Raw genomic sequence first — 20,735 nt, 5'->3', positions numbered from 1 at the left:
CCGCTTAGGAGTCAAGACGCCCCGTCTCCTTCTGGCCGTGGTCGGCCGGGTTCCAGCGCTTCGCGGGAGCCTTCTCGTCGCGCAGCTGCTCGAGCAGCGCGGTGATCGCGGCCATCAGGCGATCGGTCGCCTCGTTGAGCGCTGCCGGCTCGCCGGCGCGGCCGATGAGATCCGAGACGTCCACGGGGTCGCCGAAGACGACCTGGACGCGCTTGCGCAGCGGCCACAGACTAAGGCCTTTCTGGTACCGACCCATGATCTGCTGGGTGCCCCACTGCGCCATCGGGATCAGCGGGATGCCGCCGGCCAGGGCCAGCCGCACCGCACCCGACTTGCCCCGCATGGGCCACAGCTCGGGATCGCGGGTGAGCGTGCCCTCCGGGTAGACGATCACTCCCCGGCCGTTCTCGACCAGCTCGCGGGACTGAGCCATGGTCTGCTTGGCCGCGCTCGCGGATGAGGCGCGCGCGACGGGGATCATCCCGGTGCGCTTGAGGATCCAGCCGACCACCGGGATGCGGAACAGGCTCTCCTTGGCCATGAACCGCGGCAGGCGGCCGGTGCGGTACACCGCGACGGCGACGATCAGCGGGTCGAACTCCGAATAGTGGTTCGGCGCCAGCACGAAGGCGCCCTCGCGGGGCAGCTTGTGAGCATCCTTCGCGGTGATCTTCGCCAGCAGCGAGACGAGGGGGATGACGATCGCCGCCAGCGGCCAGAACAGGCTGGGGCGACTGCGCTCGGAGGCAGCCATCAGATCACCGGACGACGTCGAAGTCGGCGCCGAGCGCCGTGAGCTTGTCGAAGAACTTCTCGTATCCGCGGCTGAGGATGTCAACACCCGACACCTGCGACTCGCCCTCGGCCGTCAGTGCGGCGATGACGTGGCTGTAGCCGCCGCGCAGGTCGGGCACGACGATGTCCGCTGCGCGCAGCTCGGTCGGACCGGTGATGACGGCGGCCTGCTCGAGCTCACGGCGCGGCACGCGACGCGGGCCGTCCTGCAGACCGTGCGGGTGGATCGTGATGTCGGCGCCCATCTTCACCAGTGCCTGCGTGAAGCCGAAGCGGTTCTCGTACACGGTCTCGTGCACGATCGAGCGGCCCGGAGCCTGCGTCAGCGCGACGATCAGCGGCTGCTGCCAGTCGGTCATGAAGCCCGGGTGCACGTCGGTCTCGACGACGACGGGATTGAGCTCGCCGCCGCGGCGGAACAGGATGCCGTCCTCCTGCACGTCGAACCAGCCACCGGCCTTGCGGAAGACGTTCAGGAAGGTGAGCATCTCCTGCTGCTTGGCGCCGGCGACGAAGATCTCGCCGTCGGTGGCCAGCGCGGCGCACGCCCACGATGCGGCCTCATTGCGGTCGAAGATGCACCGGTGGTCGTAGCCGCGCAGCGTGTCGACGCCCTCGATGAGGATGACGCGGTTGGGCTCGTAGGAGATGATCGCGCCCATCTTCTGCAGCACCGCGATCAGGTCCATGATCTCGGGCTCGATGGCCGCGTTGCGCAGCTCGGTGGTGCCCTTCGCGCGCACAGCCGTGAGCAGCACCTGCTCGGTCGCGCCCACGCTCGGGTACGGCAGGTGGATGTTCGCGCCCCTCAGCCCGTTCGGGGCCGACAGGCGGATGCCGCTGGGCTGCTTCTCTACGACGGCGCCGAACTTGCGCAGCGCGTCGAGGTGGAAGTCGATGGGGCGGTCGCCGATGCGGCATCCGCCGAGGTCGGGGATGAAGGCCTGACCGAGCAGGTGCAGCAGCGGACCGCAGAACAGGATCGGGATGCGCGACGCACCGGCGTGCGCGTCGATCTCCTCGAAGTTCGCCGACTTCGCGTTGGTCGGGTCGAGCACGAGCGAGCCGGACTCGTCGCCCTCGGTCACGTGCACGCCGTGGACCTCGAGCAGTGAGCGGACGACGGCGACATCGCTGATCCCGGGGACGTCACGCAGCACGCTGGTGGTCTCACCCAGCAGGGATGCGACCATCGCCTTGGTGGCGAGGTTCTTCGCACCCTTCACGTCGACCCGGCCGCGCAGCGGCCGGCCTCCGCGGATCGCGAGCACGGATCCGGTGGGAACCGGAGCCTCGTCAACTTCAACGTCGCGGAGCGGTGTCGTCATTCGGGCCTCTTCTACTCATGACAGGCGCGGCGGTGGCCGCGAGTCTCTCATCCAATCACGGCTGACGCCGTGCTGGGCTCCGGTCCACTCGGCTGCTCGTCCTCAGCGGACGGGAAGCGTGCGTGGCCGCCACGACTCGCGCCGCGCCTCGAACTGCGCGATCTTGTCTTCGTTGCGCAGTGTGAGCCCGATGTCATCGAGCCCTTCGAGGAGCCGCCATCTAGTGTAATCGTCGATTCCGATGGGCACCTGAAACTGGGTTCCTGAGCCTGTCGAAGGGCCGATCGACGCGGTGCGCGCCTCGAGGTCGACCGTGATCTCACGGCCGGGCTGCTCGTCGATCAGTGCCCAGATGCGCTCGATGTCGGCCTCGTCGACCGTCGCCGCGAGCAGGCCCTGCTTGCCCGAGTTGCCGCGGAAGATGTCGGCGAACCGCGAACTGAGCACGACCTTGAACCCGTAGTCGCGAAGCGCCCACACGGCGTGCTCGCGGCTCGATCCGGTGCCGAAGTCGGGACCGGCGACGAGCACGGATGCGGTGCGGAAGGCGTCCTGGTTGAGCACGAACCCGGGGTCCTGCCGCCAGCCGTGGAACAGCGCGTCCTCGAACCCGGTCTTGGTGACCCGCTTCAGGAAGACGGCAGGGATGATCTGGTCGGTGTCGACGTTCGAGCGCTTCAGGGGCGCGGCGACGCCGGTGTGGGTGGTGAACTTCTCCATGATTCAGACCTCCACGGTCTCTGCGACATCGCTCGGGCTGGACAGGGTGCCGCGGATCGCGGTCGCCGCTGCCACGAGCGGCGAGACCAGGTGGGTGCGCCCGCCCTTGCCCTGTCGGCCCTCGAAGTTGCGGTTCGAGGTCGAGGCGCAGCGCTCACCGGGGGCGAGCTGGTCGGGGTTCATGCCCAGGCACATCGAGCAGCCGGCGAAGCGCCACTCGGCCCCGAACTCCTCGACGATCTTGTCGATGCCCTCGGCCTCGGCCTCCAGCCGCACGCGTGCGGAGCCCGGCACGACCATGACACGCACGCCGTCGGCCTTCTTCTTGCCCTTGATGATCGAGGCGAATGCCCGCAGATCCTCGATGCGGCTGTTGGTGCACGATCCCATGAACACCGCGTCGACCCGGACGTCCTTCAGGGGCGTACCCGGAGTGAGGTCCATGTACTCCAGGGCGCGCTCCGCCGCTGCGCGTGCGTTGGCGTCCGCGATGTCGGCCGGGTCGGGCACGGCCGACGAGAGCGAGCTGCCCTGACCGGGGTTGGTGCCCCAGGTCACGAACGGCTCGAGCTCGTTCGCGTCGATGTGCACCTCGGCGTCGAAGACGGCATCCGCGTCGGTCGGCAGCGTACGCCAGTACGCGATGGCATCCTCCCAGTCCTGCCCCTGCGGGGCGTGCGGGCGCCCCTGAAGGTAGGCGAACGTGGTCTCGTCAGGGGCGACCATGCCGGCGCGTGCGCCGGCCTCGATCGACATGTTGCAGATCGTCATGCGGCCCTCCATCGAGAGGGCGCGGATCGCGCTGCCGCGGTACTCGAGCACGTAACCTTGCCCGCCGCCGGTGCCGATCTTCGCGATCACCGCGAGGATGATGTCCTTCGCCGTGACGCCGGGACGCAGCTCGCCCTCGACGTTGATCGCCATCGTCTTGAAGGGCTTGAGCGGCAGCGTCTGGGTGGCCATGACGTGCTCGACCTCGCTGGTGCCGATGCCGAACGCCATCGCCCCGAACGCACCGTGCGTGGAGGTGTGCGAGTCACCGCAGACCACGGTGATGCCGGGCATCGTCAGTCCCAGCTGCGGGCCGACGACGTGCACGATGCCCTGTTCGGCGTCGCCCAGCGAGTGCAACCGCACGCCGAACTCCTCGGCGTTGCGTCGCAGCGTCTCGATCTGCGTGCGGCTGGTGAGATCGGCGATCGGCTTGTCGATGTCGAGGGTCGGCGTGTTGTGGTCCTCGGTCGCGATCGTCAGGTCGAGGCGGCGCAGCGGGCGCCCCTCGGCACGCAGTCCGTCGAACGCCTGCGGGCTGGTCACCTCGTGCACCAGATGCAGGTCGATGTAGATCAGGTCGGGCTCGCCGTTCTCGCCCTTGACGACGAGGTGGTCATCCCAGACCTTCTCTGCCAGCGTGCGGGGGCGACGGGTATCAGTGCTCATTTGCGATGTCTCCTGGGTTTCGAATCGGCCCACGCAGGATGCCGCGACGAGGAAGGCCTAGATCGAGGTCTCGTCGCGGCTGCTAAGGAGAAGAGCCGCTCGCATTCCGTCAGGTTATCACCGACGCAAAGCGGGTCGGGCCACCATGACGGCGACCCGACCCGCTCCGAACGTGCGTCGGTGTCAGTCCTCGAGAGCGGAGATCCGCGCGGCGCGCTTCTCGCGCGAGGCGGCGATCAGGCTCGCGAGGGTGGCGACCGTCATCGAGGCGAGGATGACGCCCAGCGACACCATGTTCGAGATGTCGGGCACCCACTCGACGTGCTTGCCGCCGTTGATGAACGGAAGCTCGTTCACGTGCAGCGCGTGCAGGATCAGCTTGATGCCGATGAAGCCGAGGATCACGGCGATGCCGTAGTGCAGGTAGCGCAGGCGGTCGAGCAGGTCGCCGAGCAGGAAGTACAGCTGGCGCAGACCCATCAGGGCGAAGATGTTCGCGGTGAAGACCAGGAAGCCGTTCGTGGTGATCTCGAAGATCGCGGGGATCGAGTCGATCGCGAACATCAGGTCGGTGATGCCGATGGTGATGAACACGATGATCATCGGCGTCCACATGCGCTTGCCGTCGACGAGCGTGCGCATCTTCGACCCGTCGTAGCCGTCGCTGATGTCGATGCGGCGACGCAGCACGCGCACGATGAACGCCTCGCGCTGCACCTCTTCGTCGTGCTCACCCTCGGGCATGGCCTGCTTGATCGCCGTGTAGATGAGGAAGGCGCCGAAGATGTAGAAGATCGGCGAGAAGTTCTCGATCACGGCGACGCCGACGAGGATGAACAGTCCGCGCAGCACGAGCGCGATGATGATGCCGACCATCAGCACCTGCTGCTGCAGGCGCCGCGGCACGGCGAACTGGGTCATGATCAGCACGAAGACGAACAGGTTGTCGATCGACAGGCTGTACTCCAGCGCCCAGCCGGTGACGAAGTCGCCGGCGTTGCTCCAGCCGCCGACGACGCCGAGCAACACGGCGAACAGCATGGCGAGTGCCACGTAGAAGACCACCCAGAGCGTGGATTCCTTCGTCGACGGGATGTGCGGGCGCAGCTTGATCAGCAGCAGGTCGGCGATGAGGATGATCGTCAGCACGATCATCGAGGTCATCTCGAACCAGATGGGGATGGTCACGGAACGCGGCCTCTTTCGAAAGGGTCGGCGGGAACTGAAAGTCTCTCCCCCGCACTGATGTGCGTCGCGCGTCCGGAGCAGCGATGGCGATGCTCGTGATGACGATCCGCGCGGATTGGGATACTCCCTTTCGCGTCGTTCATCCTACCGGATCCGGGCGGCCGCCCCGGACCGATCCACCATCGATGCCGCCGGATCTGAGACGATGAGGCATCACGTGACACCTTCTGCATGAGAGACACGGACGGAACAGATGTCGACGCAGAGTCAGGACCAGGAGTGGGCCGAACGGGCCGCATCCGGAGATCAGGATGCGTTCCGGTCGATCTACCGCGCCCATGTGCGGCCTGTGTACTGGATCGCCTACGGCATCCTCGGCTCCGCGCCCGACGCGGAGGACATCGCCCAGGAGACCTTCGTCATCGCGTGGCGGAAGCTTCCCGGGCTGCAGCTGGCCGGCACCTCGCTGCTGCCCTGGCTGGCCACGATCTGCCGATTCCAGGCGGCGAACCGCCTGCGGGTGCTGCGGCGCGACCGCGCGCATACCGCGGATGCCGTGCAGGAGACACTGTCCGAGACGCTCCCCGACACGGTGAGCGTCGAGGATCAGGTGATCTCGGCCGATCTCGCCGAGCGCATCGCCGCCGAGGTGGGGCTTCTCGACGAGATCGACCGGAGGATCTTCCGGTTGTGCGCCGTCGAGGGGTACGCCTACGCCGTCGCCGCCGAGGAGCTGGGTGTCAGCCATGCCGTCGTCCGAAACCGTCTCTCCCGGGTACGCACGCGCCTGCGCGGCGCGGTGCAGGAGGTGAGAGACGCATGAACGAGCACAGCGAGATCGTGCTGCCGCCGCTGAGCGACGAGAGCATCGCACGCATCGAGGATGCCGTGTTCGACGACATCGGCGAGCAGCGGGTCGCCGTGGGTGACCCGGTACCGGTCGCCCACAGGCGCCGGCGCGGCTGGCTGACCGCTCTCGGTGTCGCGGCGGCCTTCGCCGGCGGCATCCTCATCGCCCCTCCCCTGCTCACCGCCGTCACGGGCAGCCCGGGCGTCGTCGGCGCCTCGGAGATGCGCGACGAGGCCGTCGGGCCGGAGAGCTTCATGTCGGGCGCGGATTCGCAGGAGGCAGCGGACGCCGGCGGTGGAGAGAAGGCCGCTGTCGGCGGCGGTGAGGTCGTCGACAGCGCCGCGGGCACGGCCCCGCAGCAGCCGGCATCCGATCGCGAGATCATCACCACCGCGCAGGTCACCCTGCGCGTGGCGGACGTGCGCGAGGCTGCGGATGCTCTCACGGCGCTGGCCGCAGAGCACGACGGCTACGTCGAGGCGACCGACATCGGCATCGACCCTGCGGTTCCCCTGGATGCGGCGTCGCAGCCGCCCGTCGAGCGCGGCGACGGCTGGATGCGTCTTCGCATCCCGGCGGCCGATCTGAGCGTCGTGATGGACGAGATCCGAAGCGAGGGCGAGGTGCTGCGCTCGTCGATCGGCCGGCAGGACGTCACCTCGACAGCGGTCGATCTGCGGGCCCGCGTGGCCGCAGCCCGGGCATCCGTCGAGCGGCTCACCGAACTCATGTCGAAGTCAGGGTCGGTCGGCGACCTCATCGCGGCGGAGGCGGCCCTCAGCGACAGGCAGGCGCAGCTGGAGAGCTACGAGCAGCAGCTCAAGCTGCTCGACGAGCAGGTCGCGATGTCGACCGTCGAGGTCAGTCTCACCGAACGGACCAGCCCGACTCCGGCCGATCCGGCCGGCTTCGGCGACGGCCTGCTGGCCGGCTGGAACGGCCTGATCGTCTCGCTCAACGCTCTCGTCATCGCCTTCGGGTTCCTGCTGCCGTGGCTGGGGATCGCCGCGGTGGCGCTGCTGATCGTGTGGCTGGTCATCCGTCGGCGTCGCGCCCGCACCCGTGGCCGTGCGACGGACGCTGATCGTTGATTTTCCGGGGTATACAAGAAGTCTTGTGAGAATTCGCGGACGGCTTTAGCGTTGCCGTCGTGGAAGACATCTCGGTCATCACGGCCATCTCGCACCCTCTGCGGCGACGCATCATCGACCGCCTGTTCATGTACGGTCCGACGCAGGTGGGTGTGCTGGCGCGCGCCTTCGAGGCGCAGGTGGGCAGCGTCAGCCACCATCTGCGGATGCTGCAGAAGGCGGGAGTCGTCGAGCAGGTGGACGCGCCCGACGGCGACAGGCGCGCCAGCTGGTGGCAGCTGTCGCGCCGCTCGTTCACCTGGTCGGCGGATGACTACGACTCCCCCGCCGACGCGCTGATGGCGAGGGAGGCGCAGCGCGCGAATGTGCGCCATCAGCTCGACCGCCTTCAGCGCTGGTATCGGATCTCGCCGCAGAGCGAGGCCGAGGGCTTCAGCACCGACTCACTCGCGTGGGCGACGCAAGCCGAGCTCTCTGAGCTGCAGCGCCGCCTCAACGCGCTGGTCGACGAATGGCGCGGCGGGATCGATCGCTCAGACGGACAGCAGAGGATGCCGGTGTTCTTCTTCGCTCACGGATTCCCGACGGAGGTGTGATCATGACGACGACGGAACCGCGCATGCTGCGCACGCCCCCGGCGTTCCGCCGAGACCTGCTGGTGCAGTCGTGGCTGGTGGTGAAGGCGCTGTCGGATGCCGGGGACGCGATCTTCACGATCGCCTTCGCCTGGACCGCGGTGCAGATCGCCTCTCCCGCTGTCGCCGGTCTGGTCGTCGCCGCAGGCACCGTGCCGCGGGCACTGGTGCTGCTGGTCGGCGGGGCGTATGCGGACCGGTCGGATGCACGTCGCCTGATGGTGCTGTTCAACGCACTGCGGGTGGTCGTGCTCGTGGCCGTCGCCGTGTGGTGCCTCGCAGCACCGCCGACGGTGGCGGTGCTGCTCGCGGCCGCGATCGCGTTCGGCCTGTGCGACGCATTCTTCGAACCCGCCGCGGGCACCATGCCACGGCAGCTGGTCGCACCGGCGGATCTGCCGGCCTACACCGCGCTCAGCCAGACCCTGTCGCGTCTGGGCACGATGGGCGGTGCCGCGGCCGGCGGGTTCCTCGTCGCCGCGTTCGGGCTCGCGGGCTGCGCCGGGCTGAACACGCTCACCTATGTCGTGGTCATCGTGTTCATCGTGCTGTGGCTGCGGCCACGGTTCGCGCTGCCGCGGGCGTCGGCACACGAGAGCGTGCTGCGCGGGGTGGCGGACGGATTCCGTCATCTGCGCAGCGAGCCCGCCACCCGCACGCTGGTCATCGCCCTGTCGGGGTTGAACCTGGCCGTAGGTCCCGCGATCTCCATCGGGCTGCCGCTGCAGGCCACCGAACGCGGCTGGGGCGCCGGAGCCGTCGGCGTGTTCGAGGCACTCGTCGGCGGCGGCGCGATGCTCGGGGCGCTGGCGGTGGTCCGGTGGCGTCCGCGGCGGGAGGCGATCGGCGGCTTCGTCGCACTGATGGTGCAGGGTGCCGGCATCGTCGCGCTCGGCATCGGCTCACCGATCGTGGTGGGCGCCGGATGCCTGGTCGTGGGGCTGACCGCCGGCTTCGCGTCCGCGCTGCTGAGCTCGACGTTCGCCGCCACCGCGGCGCCGGACTTCCTGGGGCGGCTGGGATCGATCCTGCGCCTGGGCGATGACTGCCTGATGCCCGCAGCCATGGCGCTGTTCGGCCTGTTGGCCGGCATCCTTCCGCTGTGGGTTCCGTTCACGCTGTACGGCGGTGCGATGGCGCTGCTGATGATCGCACCGCTGCGGAACCCCCGGTTGCGCAGCATCACGCTGTCAAGCCCCGCCGCCGGGTGACGGCGGACGGATAGCCTGCCTGGCATGTCGACAGCAGAGTTCCTCCCCCGTCACGCGATCGTGACAGCCTCGGATTCGGGCATCGGAGCGGCGACCGCCATCGCCCTCGCGGAAGCCGGCATGGATGTCGGGATCACCTGGCACCAGGATCGCGAGGGCGCTGAGAGCACCGCCGAGGCAGTGCGGGCGCGTGGACGACGGGCCGTGGTGGCCCGCTTCGATGCCACCGACTTCGATGCGGTGCCTGCGACCATCGATGAGCTTCGGGATGGTCTCGGCGGACTCGACGTCTTCGTGAACAACGCGGGAGCCAGCAACCGTCGGGCGCTGCTGGAGATCAGCGTGCGGGAATGGCTGGACACGATGGCGCTGAACGTCGACGGCGCATTCCTCGGGCTGCAGACGGCCGCGCGGCACATGGTCGAGGCGGGCCACGGGGGACGGCTGATCGCGGTGACCAGTGTGCATGCGCATCAGCCGCGTGTCGGGCTCGGCGCGTACATCGCGGCGAAGCATGCGCTGTCGGGTCTGATGAAGACGTTGGCGCAGGAGCTGGGTGCGCACGGGATCACGGCGAATGCGGTCGCGCCGGGAGAGATCGCCACCGCCGCCAGCGGACGCACCTCGGAGGATGCCGATCGCACGCATCGCCCCGGTGTGCCGCTTGGCCGGCCCGGAAAGGCCGAGGAGGTCGCGGCGGTCATCGCATTCCTCGCCTCGCCCGCCTCGAGTTACGTCACGGGTGCGGATTGGTCCGTCGACGGCGGGATGCTGCAGATGGGCCCGGAAGCCGGCTCGAACATCCTCGACGATTCGTGGCGGACGGTCTGATCGGTCGCTGCCGCCCGCCGATCGGGACGACGTGGCCGGTCGAGCCGAAACTCGATCGTCGGACATGCCTGTGCCGGACCGCCGGCATCAGGATCCCGCGGGGACGCAGCGCGGCCGGACCGCCACGATCAGAACGGTGCGAGCAGGTCTGCGGGCAGGGCGGCCCAGGGGTCGGGCGGCCGGGCGCTCTTTGGCAGGCCACCCGGCGGATGCGCCCCGCGATCGGCGGCGACAGCACGTCCCGAACCGGCGTCGGGTCCGGACGCGGGGTTGATTCCGCTGCCGTCGGTGAAGGTGATGGTGTTCTGGGGTGGTGGTCGGTCGATGTAGGTGCGGCCGAGGGGGCTGGTCCATTCGAGCAGTCCGCCGCTGTGTTGTTCGACGTGCCAGGGGGTGTGGTGTTTGAGGATGTGGTGTCGGCGGCAGAGGTCTTCGAGGTTGTCTTCCTCGGTGGCGCCTCCGAGGGCGGCGTCGAGGGTGTGGTCGAGGTCGCTGTTGCGGGCGGGCATCCCGCAGCCGGGGAACCGGCACCGCTGGTCGCGTGCTTTCAGGTGCCGGCGCATCGCGGCGGTGGGCCGGTACCGGTCCACGGCCAGCATCGCCCCGGTGATCGGGTCGGTGAGCACCCGGTCCCACCCGGAGGCGGCGCCGGCGAGGCGTCGCGCGGTGTCCGGGTCGATCGGGGCACGCCCGTCCAACTCCGCAGGCGGGGTGTCGGCCCCTTCGGCTCCGATCAGGGTGGTGACGGGGACGGTGATGCTCACCTGCGGGACGATCGCGGCCAGCAGCCCGTCGTCGGTGTCGTGCCCGGCCGGCGCGCCGGTGAGCAGCAGGTCCAAGGCGATGTCCGCCCGCCGCTGCCCCAGCGTCCGCTCATCCGGCTCCCCCGCCGCATCCGGTTCGACAAGCTTCTCGTTCGTTGTGGCCATGCCGGTGAGGCGCTCGTAGACGCCGTGGACGAGCACGGCGGGGCCCAGGATCCCCAGCTCGGCCATCCCGTCCTCAGCATCCTTCACCCAGATCCTGCGGGTGTCCCGTGCGTCCTGGTGCCGTTCGTCCAGGGACCGGGAGCGTGTCAAATGGTGTGTGTAAGGGGTGGGTCTCCTTACGAAAGGAAACACACTGGTGGCTATTGACAAGGTGTCGCGTGAGGCGCGGCGGAAGTCTCAGGCGGAGGGCGCGCAACGTCTGATTGAGTCGGGGATGCTGGATGATCTGTTCGCGAAGATCGACGCGGGTGAGGTCCAGCTGGACGGGGATGGCGGGTTCATCCAGCAGTTGATCAAGACCGGCCTCGAGCGCGGGTTGCAGGCCGAGCTGACCGAGCACGTCGGCTACGAGAAGGGCGACCCGGAGGCGCGACTTTACGAGAACTCGCGCAACGGCTCGTTCCCGAAGACGGTCGGGACCACGGTCGGGGAGATCGAACTCGCGATCCCGCGAGATCGGAACGGGTCGTTCACGCCGCGGCTGGTTCCGACTGGCAGCCGGCGGCTGTCGCAGTTGGACGAGATGATCATCTCGCTCTATGCCGGCGGGATGACGGTCCGCGATATCGAGCACCACCTCGTCTCGACCCTCGGCGTCGACCTGTCGCATGAGACGATCTCGAACATCACCGAGGAGATCGCGGAGGAGGTCCTGGCCTGGCAGAACCGCCCGTTGGAGGCGTTCTACCCGGTGATCTACCTCGATGCTCTCGTGATCAAGGTCCGCGATGGTGGGCATGTCCGCAACAAGGCCGCGCATATCGCTGTCGGCGTTGATATGGACGGCGTCAAGCACGTCCTCGGGATCTGGATCCAGCAGACCGAGGGCGCGAAGTTCTGGGCGTCGGTCTGCGCCGAGCTCGCCAACCGGGGCGTCCGCGACGTGCTCATCGTCTGCGTCGACGGGCTGACCGGGTTCCCCGAGGCGATCGAGGCGACCTGGCCGGAATCGATGGTCCAGACCTGCGTGGTCCACCTGATCCGCAACGCGATGCGATTCGTCGCCTACGGGCAGCGCAAGGCCGTCGCCGCGGCGCTCAAGCCGATCTACCAGGCGCCGACCGCGGACGCCGCGCAGGCGGCGTTGGACGCGTTCAAAGCCTCGGCGTTGGGGCAGGCGAACCCGAGGTCGGCGCAGGTCTTCGAGGACGCCTGGGAGCGGTTCACGCCGTTCCTCGCGTTCCCGCCGGAGCTGCGGAAGGTGATCTACACGACCAACGCGATCGAGTCGCTGAACTTCCAGCTGCGGAAGGTCATTAAGAACCGCGGCCACTTCCCGAACGATCAAGCCGCCGTGAAGCTGCTCTGGCTCGCGATCTGCGACATCGAAGACAAACGCGCCAGGGATCGCGCCAAGGAACGCGGCCTCGGGCGCGGCGCGAAACGGAAGGCCGAAGGCCGGCTCGTCGAGGGACAAGTCGTCACGAACTGGATGAAAGCCCTCGAGCAGCTCGCACTCGTCTATCCCGAGCGCATCGAGCCCTACCTCTAACCCCGAGACCCTGGCCCCTTACACACACAACTTGACAAGCTCGGGACCGGGGCTGATACTGCTCGGCGATGCGCTGCGCGATCGGCCGCAACCGGTTCGGGGACTCCTCCACCGCTAACTCCAGCACCCGCCCCGCATAGGCCGCGCGGGCGTCCGGATCCTGCAGGTGAGACCCGGCCTCCACGATCACCCTGGCGTGCCCGGCGCTGATCCGCCCGGCGCCCTGCGCGGCCCAGACCTGCGGGAACCAGCTCACCACCAGGTCCGCGTCCGCCATCCGACGCTGCACGGTCCGGTCACTGACGCGCAGCACCCCGGCCAGCTCTGCGGCCACGTTCCGCAGGGTGATGTCCGACGCCTCGACCCCACCGTTCTCCTCCGCGATCGACAACGCCACCCGAGACGCCAGGGCGAGCAGCCCGTCACGCGCCGCGAGCACACCCTGCAACGTCTGCTCCACCGCCTCCAGCGACGACACGATCGCATCGAGCGAGCCCAGCTGCCCATCCGACGCCATCGCAATCTCGTTCATACATCCAGTATCAACACGGCCACCGACATTCGAATATCTCGGCGTCGACTCTGCCGCCGGAAACGAAGAAGGTCCTCCGGGCTGAACCCGGAGGACCTTCTTCTCGTCAGTGACCCCAGCGGGATTCGAACCCGCGTTACCGCCGTGAGAGGGCGGCGTACTAGGCCGCTATACGATGGGGCCGTCACTGCAACCGTTCAAGTATGCCATGTGGCCCGCGCGCTTCCAAATCGGCGCAGGCCCGGCCTCCGGGTCAGGCGATCATGTCCTTCACCATCGGGACGACCTTCTCACCGTAGAGCTCGATCGAGCGCATCATCGTGTCGTGACCGACCTTGCTCTGGTCGTACTTCAGGTCGAACCGGTCGATGGACAGCGTCTTCAGCGTCGCGGCGATCTTGCGCGCCACGGTCTCCGGCGAACCGATGTAGAGAGCACCGCCCTCGATCTCGCGTTCGAAATCGCCCACCGCGGGCGGACCCCACCCGCGCTCCTGGCCCATCCTCGTGCGCATGGCGAGCCATCCGTCGTGGGTGAGCGCTCGTGCCTTCTGATCGGTCTCGGCGACCAGCCCCGGTGAGTGCACGGCGACCGGCCGGCGCTCGACGCCGAACTGATCCTGAGCGCGGTCGAAGAGATCGATGTACGGTGCGAAACGGGCCGCCGGACCGCCGATGATCGCGAGGAACAGACCGAAGTTGTATCGCGCGGTGCGCACGACCGAATCCGGGCTGCCGCCCACGCCGACCCAGGTGGGGATGCCCGCGGCGGTGGTCGGGAAGACCCGCTGATCGGTCAGCGCGGCGCGGGTGCTGCCCTGCCAGGTGACCGGCTCCTCCTTCAGCAGCTGTGAAAGCAGGTCGAGACGCTCTTCGAAGAGCTCCTCGTACTGGCGAAGGTCGAAACCGAACAGCGGGAACGACTCGATGAACGAGCCACGACCGGCGACGATCTCAGCGCGCCCGTTCGAGACCGCGTCGAGCGTCGAGAAGCGCTCGAACACGCGCACCGGGTCGTCCGAGCTCAGCACCGTCACGGCGGAACCCAGCCGGATGCGCTCGGTGCGGGATGCGATGGCCGCGAGCACCATCTCGGGACTGGACACCGCGAAGTCCGGACGGTGGTGCTCCCCCACGCCGAAGAAGTCCAGGCCGACACGATCGGCCAGCACCACCTCGTCGACGATGTCGCGGATCACCTGGGGATGAGGGACAGGATCGCCTGCGGCGTCCTGTGTCACGCCGCCGAAGGTGTCGAGTCCGAATTCGATGTCAGTCACAGCCGGGACAACCTCACCCTCGCGGTATTCATTCCCATGCATGGATCGCGCCCGGTCCGAGCGGACATGACGAAGGCCCTCCGATTGCTCGGAGGGCCTTCGTGTCGCTGTGACCCCAGCGGGATTCGAACCCGCGTTACCGCCGTGAGAGGGCGGCGTACTAGGCCGCTATACGATGGGGCCGTCCGGCCCGAGAGGGCCGTTCTGGCAACCGTGTAAGTCTGACACGTCGACTCCCCCGTTTCCAAATCAGCCCGGCACCCGCCGTGCCGGCGGGCGTGTCGCGTCCTTCCGCTTGCCGCGCGCGATCCAGTGGAGTTGACTCAGCACATGCGCGTCACCAAGTTCGAACATGCCGCCCTTCGCATCGATCACGTCGGTCAGACGCTGGTGGTCGACCCCGGCTCGTTCACCGCTCCACTGGATGATCTCGCCGGTCTCGTCGCTGTGGTGATCACGCACGAGCATCCGGACCATTGGACTCCCGGGCACCTTGACCGGCTGCTGCGCGCCGCCCCTGACGTGCCGATCTTCGCGCCGGCCGGCGTCGCAGCGGCCGCGGAGGGCTACGACATCACCGTCGTCGCCCCCGGGGACACCGCCACCGCCGGCGAGTTCACGCTCAGCTTCTTCGGCGGGGATCACGCGGTCATCCACTCGTCTCTGCCTGCCATCGAGAACGTCGGCGTGCTCGTCAACGACCGGCTGTACTACCCGGGCGACTCGTACGCGGTGCCCGAGGGCGTGGAGGTCGACACGCTCGCGGCGCCTCTCGGCGCACCATGGCTCAAGATCGGCGAGGCGATGGACTTCGTGCTCGCAGTCGCTCCGAAGCGCGCCTTCGGCACGCACGACATGACGCTGTCGACCATCGGCCACGGGATGCACCAGCAGCGCCTGCAGTGGGCGACCGAGCAGGGCGGCGGGCAGTACTTCGACCTCAATCCGGGCGACGCGCTGGACCTTTGAGCTGAGTGGACGGCTGGGGCCCTTCGACAGGCTCAGGGACCCAGCAGGGGCAGGGACCCAGCAGGGGCAGAGACCCAGCGGTCAGCGGGGCTGGGCGGCGCGGACGCGCAGCGCGCGCTGGAGGTCGTCGCGCGACTCGATCACGAGGCGGCGGAGTGCGCCCGGAGCATCCGCGTGCTGCTCGAGCCAGGCATCCACCAGCGCGGTGTCGTCCGTCGCCGGGAACAGCCCGACGACCAGGCGCTGCGCCAGCTCGATGCTGCGGGTCGACCAGGCGTCGAGGATGCGCGTGAAGTACTCCTCGTCGAACGAGGCGATCAGATCCCGGCGCCCGCCGGCCCGGAAGCCGCCGATCGTCGCATCGAGATGATCGTTGCTGAGCGTCGTGTCGTTCCACGCGGCATCCCATGCCGCCTGGCGGATCGCCGCTTCCGGACGGGAGGCCAGCGCGCGGATCTCGGACGTGCGTCCGGCGGCGGTGGCGTCCCGCGCCAGTTCTTCGGCGATCCGCTCGGCATCCGCGTGCCCCGTCGTGGCCAGGGCCGTCAGCATCAGCCAGCGCAGGTCCGCATCCATCGGCAGTCCCTGCGGCGCGTTCCCCTCGAGGATGTCGCGCACCTGCTGCGCCCGTGAGTCGTCATGCGCGGATGCCGCGGCGAACGCGCGCGCCCAGGCGAGCTGCGCGTCGCTGCCGGGGTCGGCCGACTGCAGCGCAGACCAGGTCGTCTCCAGCCAGGACCGGCTCTGCGCCTCGCGCTGCTCGTCGACGACATAGTGCCGCACCGCGTACGCGGCATTCAGCAGCACGGCGGCGAGCAGTGCGACGTTCGCCTCCGCCGGTGCATGACGCGCGACGATCGCGAGGTACCTGCCGGCGGCGAGCTCACCATCCCGGGTCGCGTTCCACAGCGAGGACCACACCAGTCCGCGCACGAGATCGTCCTCGAGCGTCGACAGTGCCTCCTCCACGGACGACAGCGACCGCTCGTCGAGCCGGGCCTTGGCGTAGGTGAGGTCGTCGTCGTTCAGCAGCACCAGGTCGGCATCCGGGATCTCCACCTCGGTGCGCTCGTCCTCGATGCCGAGCTCGATGCGTTCGCGCAGCGCCAGCCCACCGTCGTGCAGCTCGTACAGCCCCACCCGCAGCCGGTGCGGGCGCGGCCCGGCATCCCCGCCGTCCTGCACGAGGAAGCGGCGGCCCTCGGCATCCGTCTCCAGCGACAGCGTCGCGACGCCGCTGGTCTCGAGCCATGCTCGAGACCATGCGCGCAGGTCGTGCCCCGACACCTCCTCGAGCTTGTCGAGCAGGTCACCGAGGGTGGTGTTGCCGAAGGCGTGCGCGGCGAAGTAGCGGCGGGCGCCTTCGAAGAAGGAGTCCTCGCCCACGAAGGCGACCAGCTGCTTGAGCACTGCGGCGCCCTTGGCGTAGGTGATCCCGTCGAAGTTCAGCTTCGCCGCCTCCAGGTCGGGGATGTCGGCGACGATCGGGTGGGTGGTCGGCAGCTGATCCTGCCGGTATGCCCAGGTCTTGCGGCTGTTCGCGAAGCGCGCCCAGGCGTCGGTGAAGCGCGTCGCGGCGGCCGAGGCGTGGGTTCCCATGTAGTCGGCGAACGACTCCTTGAGCCACAGGTCGTCCCACCAGCGCATGGTGACGAGGTCGCCGAACCACATGTGCGCCATCTCGTGCAGGATCGTGTTCGCCCTGGCGCCGCGCTGCGCATCCGTCGCCGCACCGCGGTGGATGTACGCCTCGGTGAAGGTCACGAGCCCGGGGTTCTCCATCGCGCCCAGGTTGTACTCGGGCACGAAGATCTGGTCGTACTTGCCCCACGGGTAGGGGTACGCGAAGGCGTCGCTGAAGAAGTCGAGTCCCTGCCGGGTGACCTCGATGATCTCGTCTGCCTCGAGGTGCTCGGCCAGCGACGCCCGGCACAGCACGCCCAACTCGATGCGCTGGTCGTCACGGGTCCACTCGCCGTCGATGCGGGCGTACGGGCCTGCTGCGACGACGGTGATGTAGCTCGAGATCGGCAGAGTCGGGGCGAACTCCACCCGCTTCATGCCGATGCCCTCGTGCACGCGCTCGGGAGACTGATTCGAGAGCACATGCCAGCCCGCCGGCGCGGTGACGTCGAACGTGTACGCGGCCTTCATGTCGGGCTGCTCGAAGCACGCCATCACCCGCCGCGAGTCGGCCGGCTCATACTGCGTGTACAGGTAGGTCTCGCCGTCGACGGGGTCGTGGAAGCGATGCATCCCCTCCCCCGATCGGCTGTACGCGGCGACGGCCTCGATGCGGACCGTGTTGCTCGCCGCCAGTCCGTCGATGAGGATGCGGGCGCCGTCGTAGCGCACCTCGCGGTCCTCGTCGTTGACGGTCACCCGGGTGACCGTCTCGCCGATGAAGTCGATCCACGTGTCCTCGGCCGTCGCATCGAACGTCAGCGTCGTGATGCTCGGGAACCCCGTACGAGCATGCTCGGGCGCACCGGTCAGGTCGAGCTCGACGCGGACGTCGTGCAGGGTGATGCGCCGCGCCCGTTCCCCCGTCTCTTCACGGGTGAGGTTGGCTGTCACGTTGGCAGAACTCATTGCACCATCGTGTCATGTCGGCGCGGTGCGCGCCGGGTCGGATGCCGCGCAGCGCCTGCCTGCCGGATGCCGCGCCGAGGCGTCAGCCCACGGGCACGACGCTGCCGGCCTTCACCAGCGCCTGCTCGAGGTCGGCGAGCAGGTCGTCGACGTTCTCGAGGCCGATCGACAGCCGCACGATGTCGGCGCCCGGGCGCGCCTCGGGCGCGACGGGCCGGTGCGTCAGGGCGGCCGGATGCTGGATCAGTGAGTCGACGCCGCCGAGCGACACCGCATGGGTGAAGAGCCGCACCGCGCCGGTCAGCGCCTCGGCTGCGGCGTATCCGCCGGCGAGGCGGATCGAGATCATCGCTCCGCCTCCGCGCATCTGGCGACCGACGAGCCCGCGCACGTCGTCGAGCTCGGGATAGCGGATCTCGGCGATCGCGGGGTTTCCGTGCAGCCGTTCGACCAGCGTGCGGGCGTTCGCCTGCTGCGCCTGCAGGCGCACCGGCAGGGTCGCGAGCCCCCGGTGCAGCAGGTAGGCGCCGAGCGGATGCAGCAGCGCACCGGTGATGGCGCGCACCCGGCGCAGGGCCTGGGCAGTCTGCTCGGAGCAGGCGATGACGCCGGCGATGACGTCGCCGTGACCGCCGATGTACTTCGTCGCGCTGTGCAGCGACATCGCCGCGCCCAGGTCGAGCGGGTTCTGCAGCAGCGGGGTGGCGAAGGTGTTGTCGACCACGACCGGCACACCGTCCGCCTGCGCGACGACGGCGGCGATGTCGACGAGGTCGAGCGTCGGGTTCGCCGGCGTCTCGAGCACGATCAGCCCGGTGTCGGGGCGGATGCCGGCGGCGACGGCATCCTCATCGCAGAAGGTGACCTCGACGCCCAGCAGCCCGGAGTCGAGCAGGTGGTCGGTGCCGCCGTACAGCGGGCGCACCGCCACGATGTGATGCTTTCCGACGGCCGTGGTGTGCGAGAGGATCGCGGCGGTCATCGCCGCCATGCCGGATCCGAACGCGACGGACGCCTCGGCGTGCTCGAGCTCGGCCAGTGCCTCTTCGAACCGCGCCACGGTCGGGTTCCACAGTCGTGCGTAAACGTTCCCGCCGTCCGGCAGCGGATGTCCCCCCGTAGCCATCGACTCGTAGGAGTCACCGCCGTGCAGGATATCGGGCAGCGGGTTCGTCGACGACAGGTCGATGGGCGCGGCGTGCACGCCCAGTGCGCCGAAGTCGGAGCGGCCGGCGTGGACGGCCACGGTGTCGGGATGCAGCGGAAGGTCGGACATGGCACCAGGATGCTCCTGCGGGCGACGGAGTTCCACCCGGGTTGTCGCGATCGCGCGGGCAGGTCGCGTAGGTTGTTGGATGAGCAATCGCCGCCGATCGCAGGGAGTGGAACTTGGGCGCAGCGCAGGGCACTCCCTCGGCGGTGGACGAGCTGGACCTCCGCATCCTGGCCGAGCTCTCCGCGCGGCCCGATGCGCCCGTCAAGCAGCTGGCGGCGACCCTCGGCATCCCGGCGTCGACCTGCGCCTTCCGGGTGCGTTCGCTGCGCGCCCGCGGAGTGATCGCAGGCGTCCGCCTCGTGGTCGATCCCGCAGCGCTGGGCGCCCCCGTGCAAGCGATGATCCGGGTGCGGCTGGCGAACCACAGCAAGGCCGGCGTGGATGCCCTGTTCGACGCGCTCGCCGCGACCGCCGGCGTGCTGCAGGTGTTCCACATCGCCGGGGCGGACGACTTCCTCGTGCACGTCGCGGTGCCTGATGCCGGCGCGCTGCGCGACATCGTGCTCGAGCACATCACGGTGCATGATGTGGTGCGGGCGACGGAGACCCAGCTCGTGTTCGAGCTGCGTGACGGTGCGGGTGTCGTGCCGCACCGCCGGACGAGGGAATGACCATGCCGCGCACGAGGTTGATGCGGGAAGATCGCGGGCTCTGTGCCCGCCGACGATGAGGAGAACCATGCGCCCCTATCTGGACAAGTCCGCCCCCGAGGTATGGAAGTCCGTCGCGGCCTACTCCACGGTCGTGGCCGAGCATGCAAAGGCTCACGGGCTGACGCTGCAGGAGACCGAGCTGATCAAGGTGCGGGCGTCGCAGATCAACGCGTGCGCGTTCTGCCTGGATCTGCACTCGCGTGAGGCACGCAACTCGGGCATCACCCAGCAGAAGCTCGACCTGCTGCCGGCCTGGCGCGAGACGACGCTGTACGACGAGCGCGAGACCGCCGTCCTGGCGATCGCCGAGGCGGCGACCCGGATGCCGCTGAGCGAGGAGTCCAAGGCCGACCTCGCCGGCGCCCGCAGCGTGCTCGGTGACGCGGTCTTCGCCGCAGCCGAATGGGTGGCGCTCACGATCAACACGTTCAACCGGATCTCGATCCTCAGCGAGCATCCGGTGCGCCCGCGCGGCGCGGACGGGAAGGTGCTGTCATGACCGCCGACCGCTTCGTCGTCGAGAAGCTCGCCGGGCAGTCACGCTACGTGCTGCTCGACCGGGGCGAGGACGGCGCCTCGTCGATCGAGATCGGCGAGGAGTCATTCGTCGACGTCGGCGGCGATCGGGTGCTGTACCACACGCTGGTCTCACCGGACTACGGCGGTCAGGGCCTGGCGTCGGTGCTCGTGCGGGCGGTGGTGGAGGACACCATCGCGTCCGGCATGAGCGTCGTGCCGGTGTGCCCCTACGTCGTGGCCTGGGTTCCCAAGCATCCGGAGTACGACGAGCACATCGTCCAGCCCCTGCCTGAGCACATCGACGCCGTGCGGGCCGCGGCGGACTGAGCCGCCTCACGCGGTTCC

20 protein-coding genes and 2 tRNA genes are annotated in these 20,735 nt (G+C 68.9%); 10 read left to right on the top strand and 12 right to left on the bottom strand.

Features of this window, described 5'->3' with window-relative positions:
• Positions 1 to 4 precede the first annotated feature (4 nt).
• From H7694_RS06770 to H7694_RS06750, 5 genes are all read right to left on the bottom strand, one after another.
• Positions 5 to 754, bottom strand: a complete 750-nt coding sequence (locus H7694_RS06770) for a lysophospholipid acyltransferase family protein (protein ID WP_193598757.1) — start codon at positions 752 to 754, stop codon at positions 5 to 7.
• 4 nt (positions 755 to 758) lie between these two features.
• Entirely contained in the window at positions 759 to 2,123 is a 1,365-nt protein-coding gene (gene murA, locus H7694_RS06765; protein ID WP_193598756.1) for a UDP-N-acetylglucosamine 1-carboxyvinyltransferase, read from the bottom strand.
• Positions 2,124 to 2,225: 102 nt separating this feature from the next.
• Entirely contained in the window at positions 2,226 to 2,843 is a 618-nt protein-coding gene (leuD, locus tag H7694_RS06760; RefSeq protein ID WP_193598755.1) for a 3-isopropylmalate dehydratase small subunit, read from the bottom strand.
• A gap of 3 nt (positions 2,844 to 2,846) precedes the next feature.
• Complete coding sequence (leuC, locus tag H7694_RS06755; protein WP_193598754.1) at positions 2,847 to 4,283, bottom strand: 3-isopropylmalate dehydratase large subunit; 1,437 nt, start codon at positions 4,281 to 4,283, stop codon at positions 2,847 to 2,849.
• 183 nt (positions 4,284 to 4,466) lie between these two features.
• Positions 4,467 to 5,471 (bottom strand): TerC/Alx family metal homeostasis membrane protein, encoded by a 1,005-nt coding sequence (locus tag H7694_RS06750; protein WP_193598753.1) that lies wholly within the window; start codon positions 5,469 to 5,471, stop codon positions 4,467 to 4,469.
• A gap of 253 nt (positions 5,472 to 5,724) precedes the next feature.
• Between H7694_RS06750 and H7694_RS06745 the strand changes: the two genes are divergently transcribed.
• From H7694_RS06745 to H7694_RS06725, 5 genes are read left to right on the top strand one after another with little or no spacing between them, the layout of a single operon-like run.
• On the top strand, positions 5,725 to 6,294 hold the full coding sequence (locus tag H7694_RS06745; protein WP_193598752.1) for an RNA polymerase sigma factor: 570 nt from the start codon (positions 5,725 to 5,727) through the stop codon (positions 6,292 to 6,294).
• On the top strand, positions 6,291 to 7,412 hold the full coding sequence (locus H7694_RS06740; RefSeq protein ID WP_193598751.1) for a DUF4349 domain-containing protein: 1,122 nt from the start codon (positions 6,291 to 6,293) through the stop codon (positions 7,410 to 7,412). The genes H7694_RS06745 and H7694_RS06740 overlap by 4 nt, the downstream gene beginning before the upstream one ends.
• Before the next feature lie 59 nt (positions 7,413 to 7,471).
• The gene (locus H7694_RS06735) at positions 7,472 to 8,008 is read left to right on the top strand and encodes a winged helix-turn-helix domain-containing protein (protein WP_193598750.1); all 537 of its coding nucleotides are present in this window, start codon (positions 7,472 to 7,474) and stop codon (positions 8,006 to 8,008) included.
• Between the two features lie 2 nt (positions 8,009 to 8,010).
• Positions 8,011 to 9,258, top strand: coding sequence for an MFS transporter (locus H7694_RS06730; RefSeq protein WP_193598749.1), 1,248 nt, complete (start codon positions 8,011 to 8,013; stop codon positions 9,256 to 9,258).
• 24 nt (positions 9,259 to 9,282) lie between these two features.
• The gene (locus H7694_RS06725; RefSeq protein WP_193598748.1) at positions 9,283 to 10,089 is read left to right on the top strand and encodes an SDR family oxidoreductase; all 807 of its coding nucleotides are present in this window, start codon (positions 9,283 to 9,285) and stop codon (positions 10,087 to 10,089) included.
• A 128-nt stretch (positions 10,090 to 10,217) separates the two neighbouring features.
• Here the strand turns inward: H7694_RS06725 and H7694_RS06720 are convergent, their stop codons facing one another.
• Complete coding sequence (locus tag H7694_RS06720; protein ID WP_227468326.1) at positions 10,218 to 11,168, bottom strand: HNH endonuclease signature motif containing protein; 951 nt, start codon at positions 11,166 to 11,168, stop codon at positions 10,218 to 10,220.
• Between the two features lie 124 nt (positions 11,169 to 11,292).
• On the opposite strand from H7694_RS06720, the gene H7694_RS06715 reads away from it, so the two are divergent.
• On the top strand, positions 11,293 to 12,570 hold the full coding sequence (locus H7694_RS06715; RefSeq protein ID WP_413782937.1) for an IS256 family transposase: 1,278 nt from the start codon (positions 11,293 to 11,295) through the stop codon (positions 12,568 to 12,570).
• Here the strand turns inward: H7694_RS06715 and H7694_RS06710 are convergent.
• From H7694_RS06710 to H7694_RS06695, 4 genes are all read right to left on the bottom strand, one after another.
• The gene (locus H7694_RS06710) at positions 12,500 to 13,102 is read right to left on the bottom strand and encodes a DUF222 domain-containing protein (RefSeq protein ID WP_193598745.1); all 603 of its coding nucleotides are present in this window, start codon (positions 13,100 to 13,102) and stop codon (positions 12,500 to 12,502) included. The genes H7694_RS06715 and H7694_RS06710 overlap by 71 nt on opposite strands.
• Positions 13,103 to 13,212: 110 nt before the next feature.
• Positions 13,213 to 13,285, bottom strand: a tRNA-Glu gene (locus H7694_RS06705).
• A 70-nt stretch (positions 13,286 to 13,355) separates the two neighbouring features.
• Positions 13,356 to 14,423 carry an LLM class flavin-dependent oxidoreductase gene (locus tag H7694_RS06700; protein WP_193598744.1) on the bottom strand — a complete coding sequence of 356 codons (1,068 nt, stop codon included), beginning with the start codon at positions 14,421 to 14,423 and terminating at the stop codon, positions 13,356 to 13,358.
• A 68-nt stretch (positions 14,424 to 14,491) separates the two neighbouring features.
• Positions 14,492 to 14,564, bottom strand: a tRNA-Glu gene (locus tag H7694_RS06695).
• Positions 14,565 to 14,711: 147 nt separating this feature from the next.
• On the opposite strand from H7694_RS06695, the gene H7694_RS06690 reads away from it, so the two are divergent.
• Entirely contained in the window at positions 14,712 to 15,350 is a 639-nt protein-coding gene (locus tag H7694_RS06690) for an MBL fold metallo-hydrolase (RefSeq protein ID WP_193598743.1), read from the top strand.
• Between the two features lie 81 nt (positions 15,351 to 15,431).
• Here the strand turns inward: H7694_RS06690 and pepN are convergent, their stop codons facing one another.
• Together pepN and H7694_RS06680 are read right to left on the bottom strand one after the other, a co-directional pair.
• On the bottom strand, positions 15,432 to 17,942 hold the full coding sequence (gene pepN, locus H7694_RS06685) for an aminopeptidase N (protein WP_193598742.1): 2,511 nt from the start codon (positions 17,940 to 17,942) through the stop codon (positions 15,432 to 15,434).
• Positions 17,943 to 18,024: 82 nt separating this feature from the next.
• Entirely contained in the window at positions 18,025 to 19,218 is a 1,194-nt protein-coding gene (locus H7694_RS06680) for a trans-sulfuration enzyme family protein (protein WP_193598741.1), read from the bottom strand.
• Positions 19,219 to 19,331: 113 nt separating this feature from the next.
• On the opposite strand from H7694_RS06680, the gene H7694_RS06675 reads away from it, so the two are divergent.
• The 3 genes from H7694_RS06675 (at position 19,332) to H7694_RS06665 (ending at position 20,717) form a co-directional block, all read left to right on the top strand.
• Positions 19,332 to 19,829: an Lrp/AsnC family transcriptional regulator gene (locus H7694_RS06675; protein WP_193598740.1), complete on the top strand. Its 498-nt coding sequence runs from the start codon at positions 19,332 to 19,334 to the stop codon at positions 19,827 to 19,829.
• A 67-nt stretch (positions 19,830 to 19,896) separates the two neighbouring features.
• Positions 19,897 to 20,370, top strand: a complete 474-nt coding sequence (locus tag H7694_RS06670) for a carboxymuconolactone decarboxylase family protein (protein ID WP_193598739.1) — start codon at positions 19,897 to 19,899, stop codon at positions 20,368 to 20,370.
• The gene (locus H7694_RS06665) at positions 20,367 to 20,717 is read left to right on the top strand and encodes a GNAT family N-acetyltransferase (RefSeq protein WP_193598738.1); all 351 of its coding nucleotides are present in this window, start codon (positions 20,367 to 20,369) and stop codon (positions 20,715 to 20,717) included. Before H7694_RS06670 ends, H7694_RS06665 begins: the two co-directional genes overlap by 4 nt.
• Positions 20,718 to 20,735: the final 18 nt, after the last annotated feature.

Origin of the sequence: Microbacterium sp. YJN-G (assembly GCF_015040615.1) — a bacterium.
In the GTDB taxonomy this organism is placed as follows: Bacteria; Actinomycetota; Actinomycetes; order Actinomycetales; family Microbacteriaceae; genus Microbacterium.
Note: the sequence above shows the minus strand (reverse complement) of the source record. Positions and strands in the feature narration are given on the sequence as shown.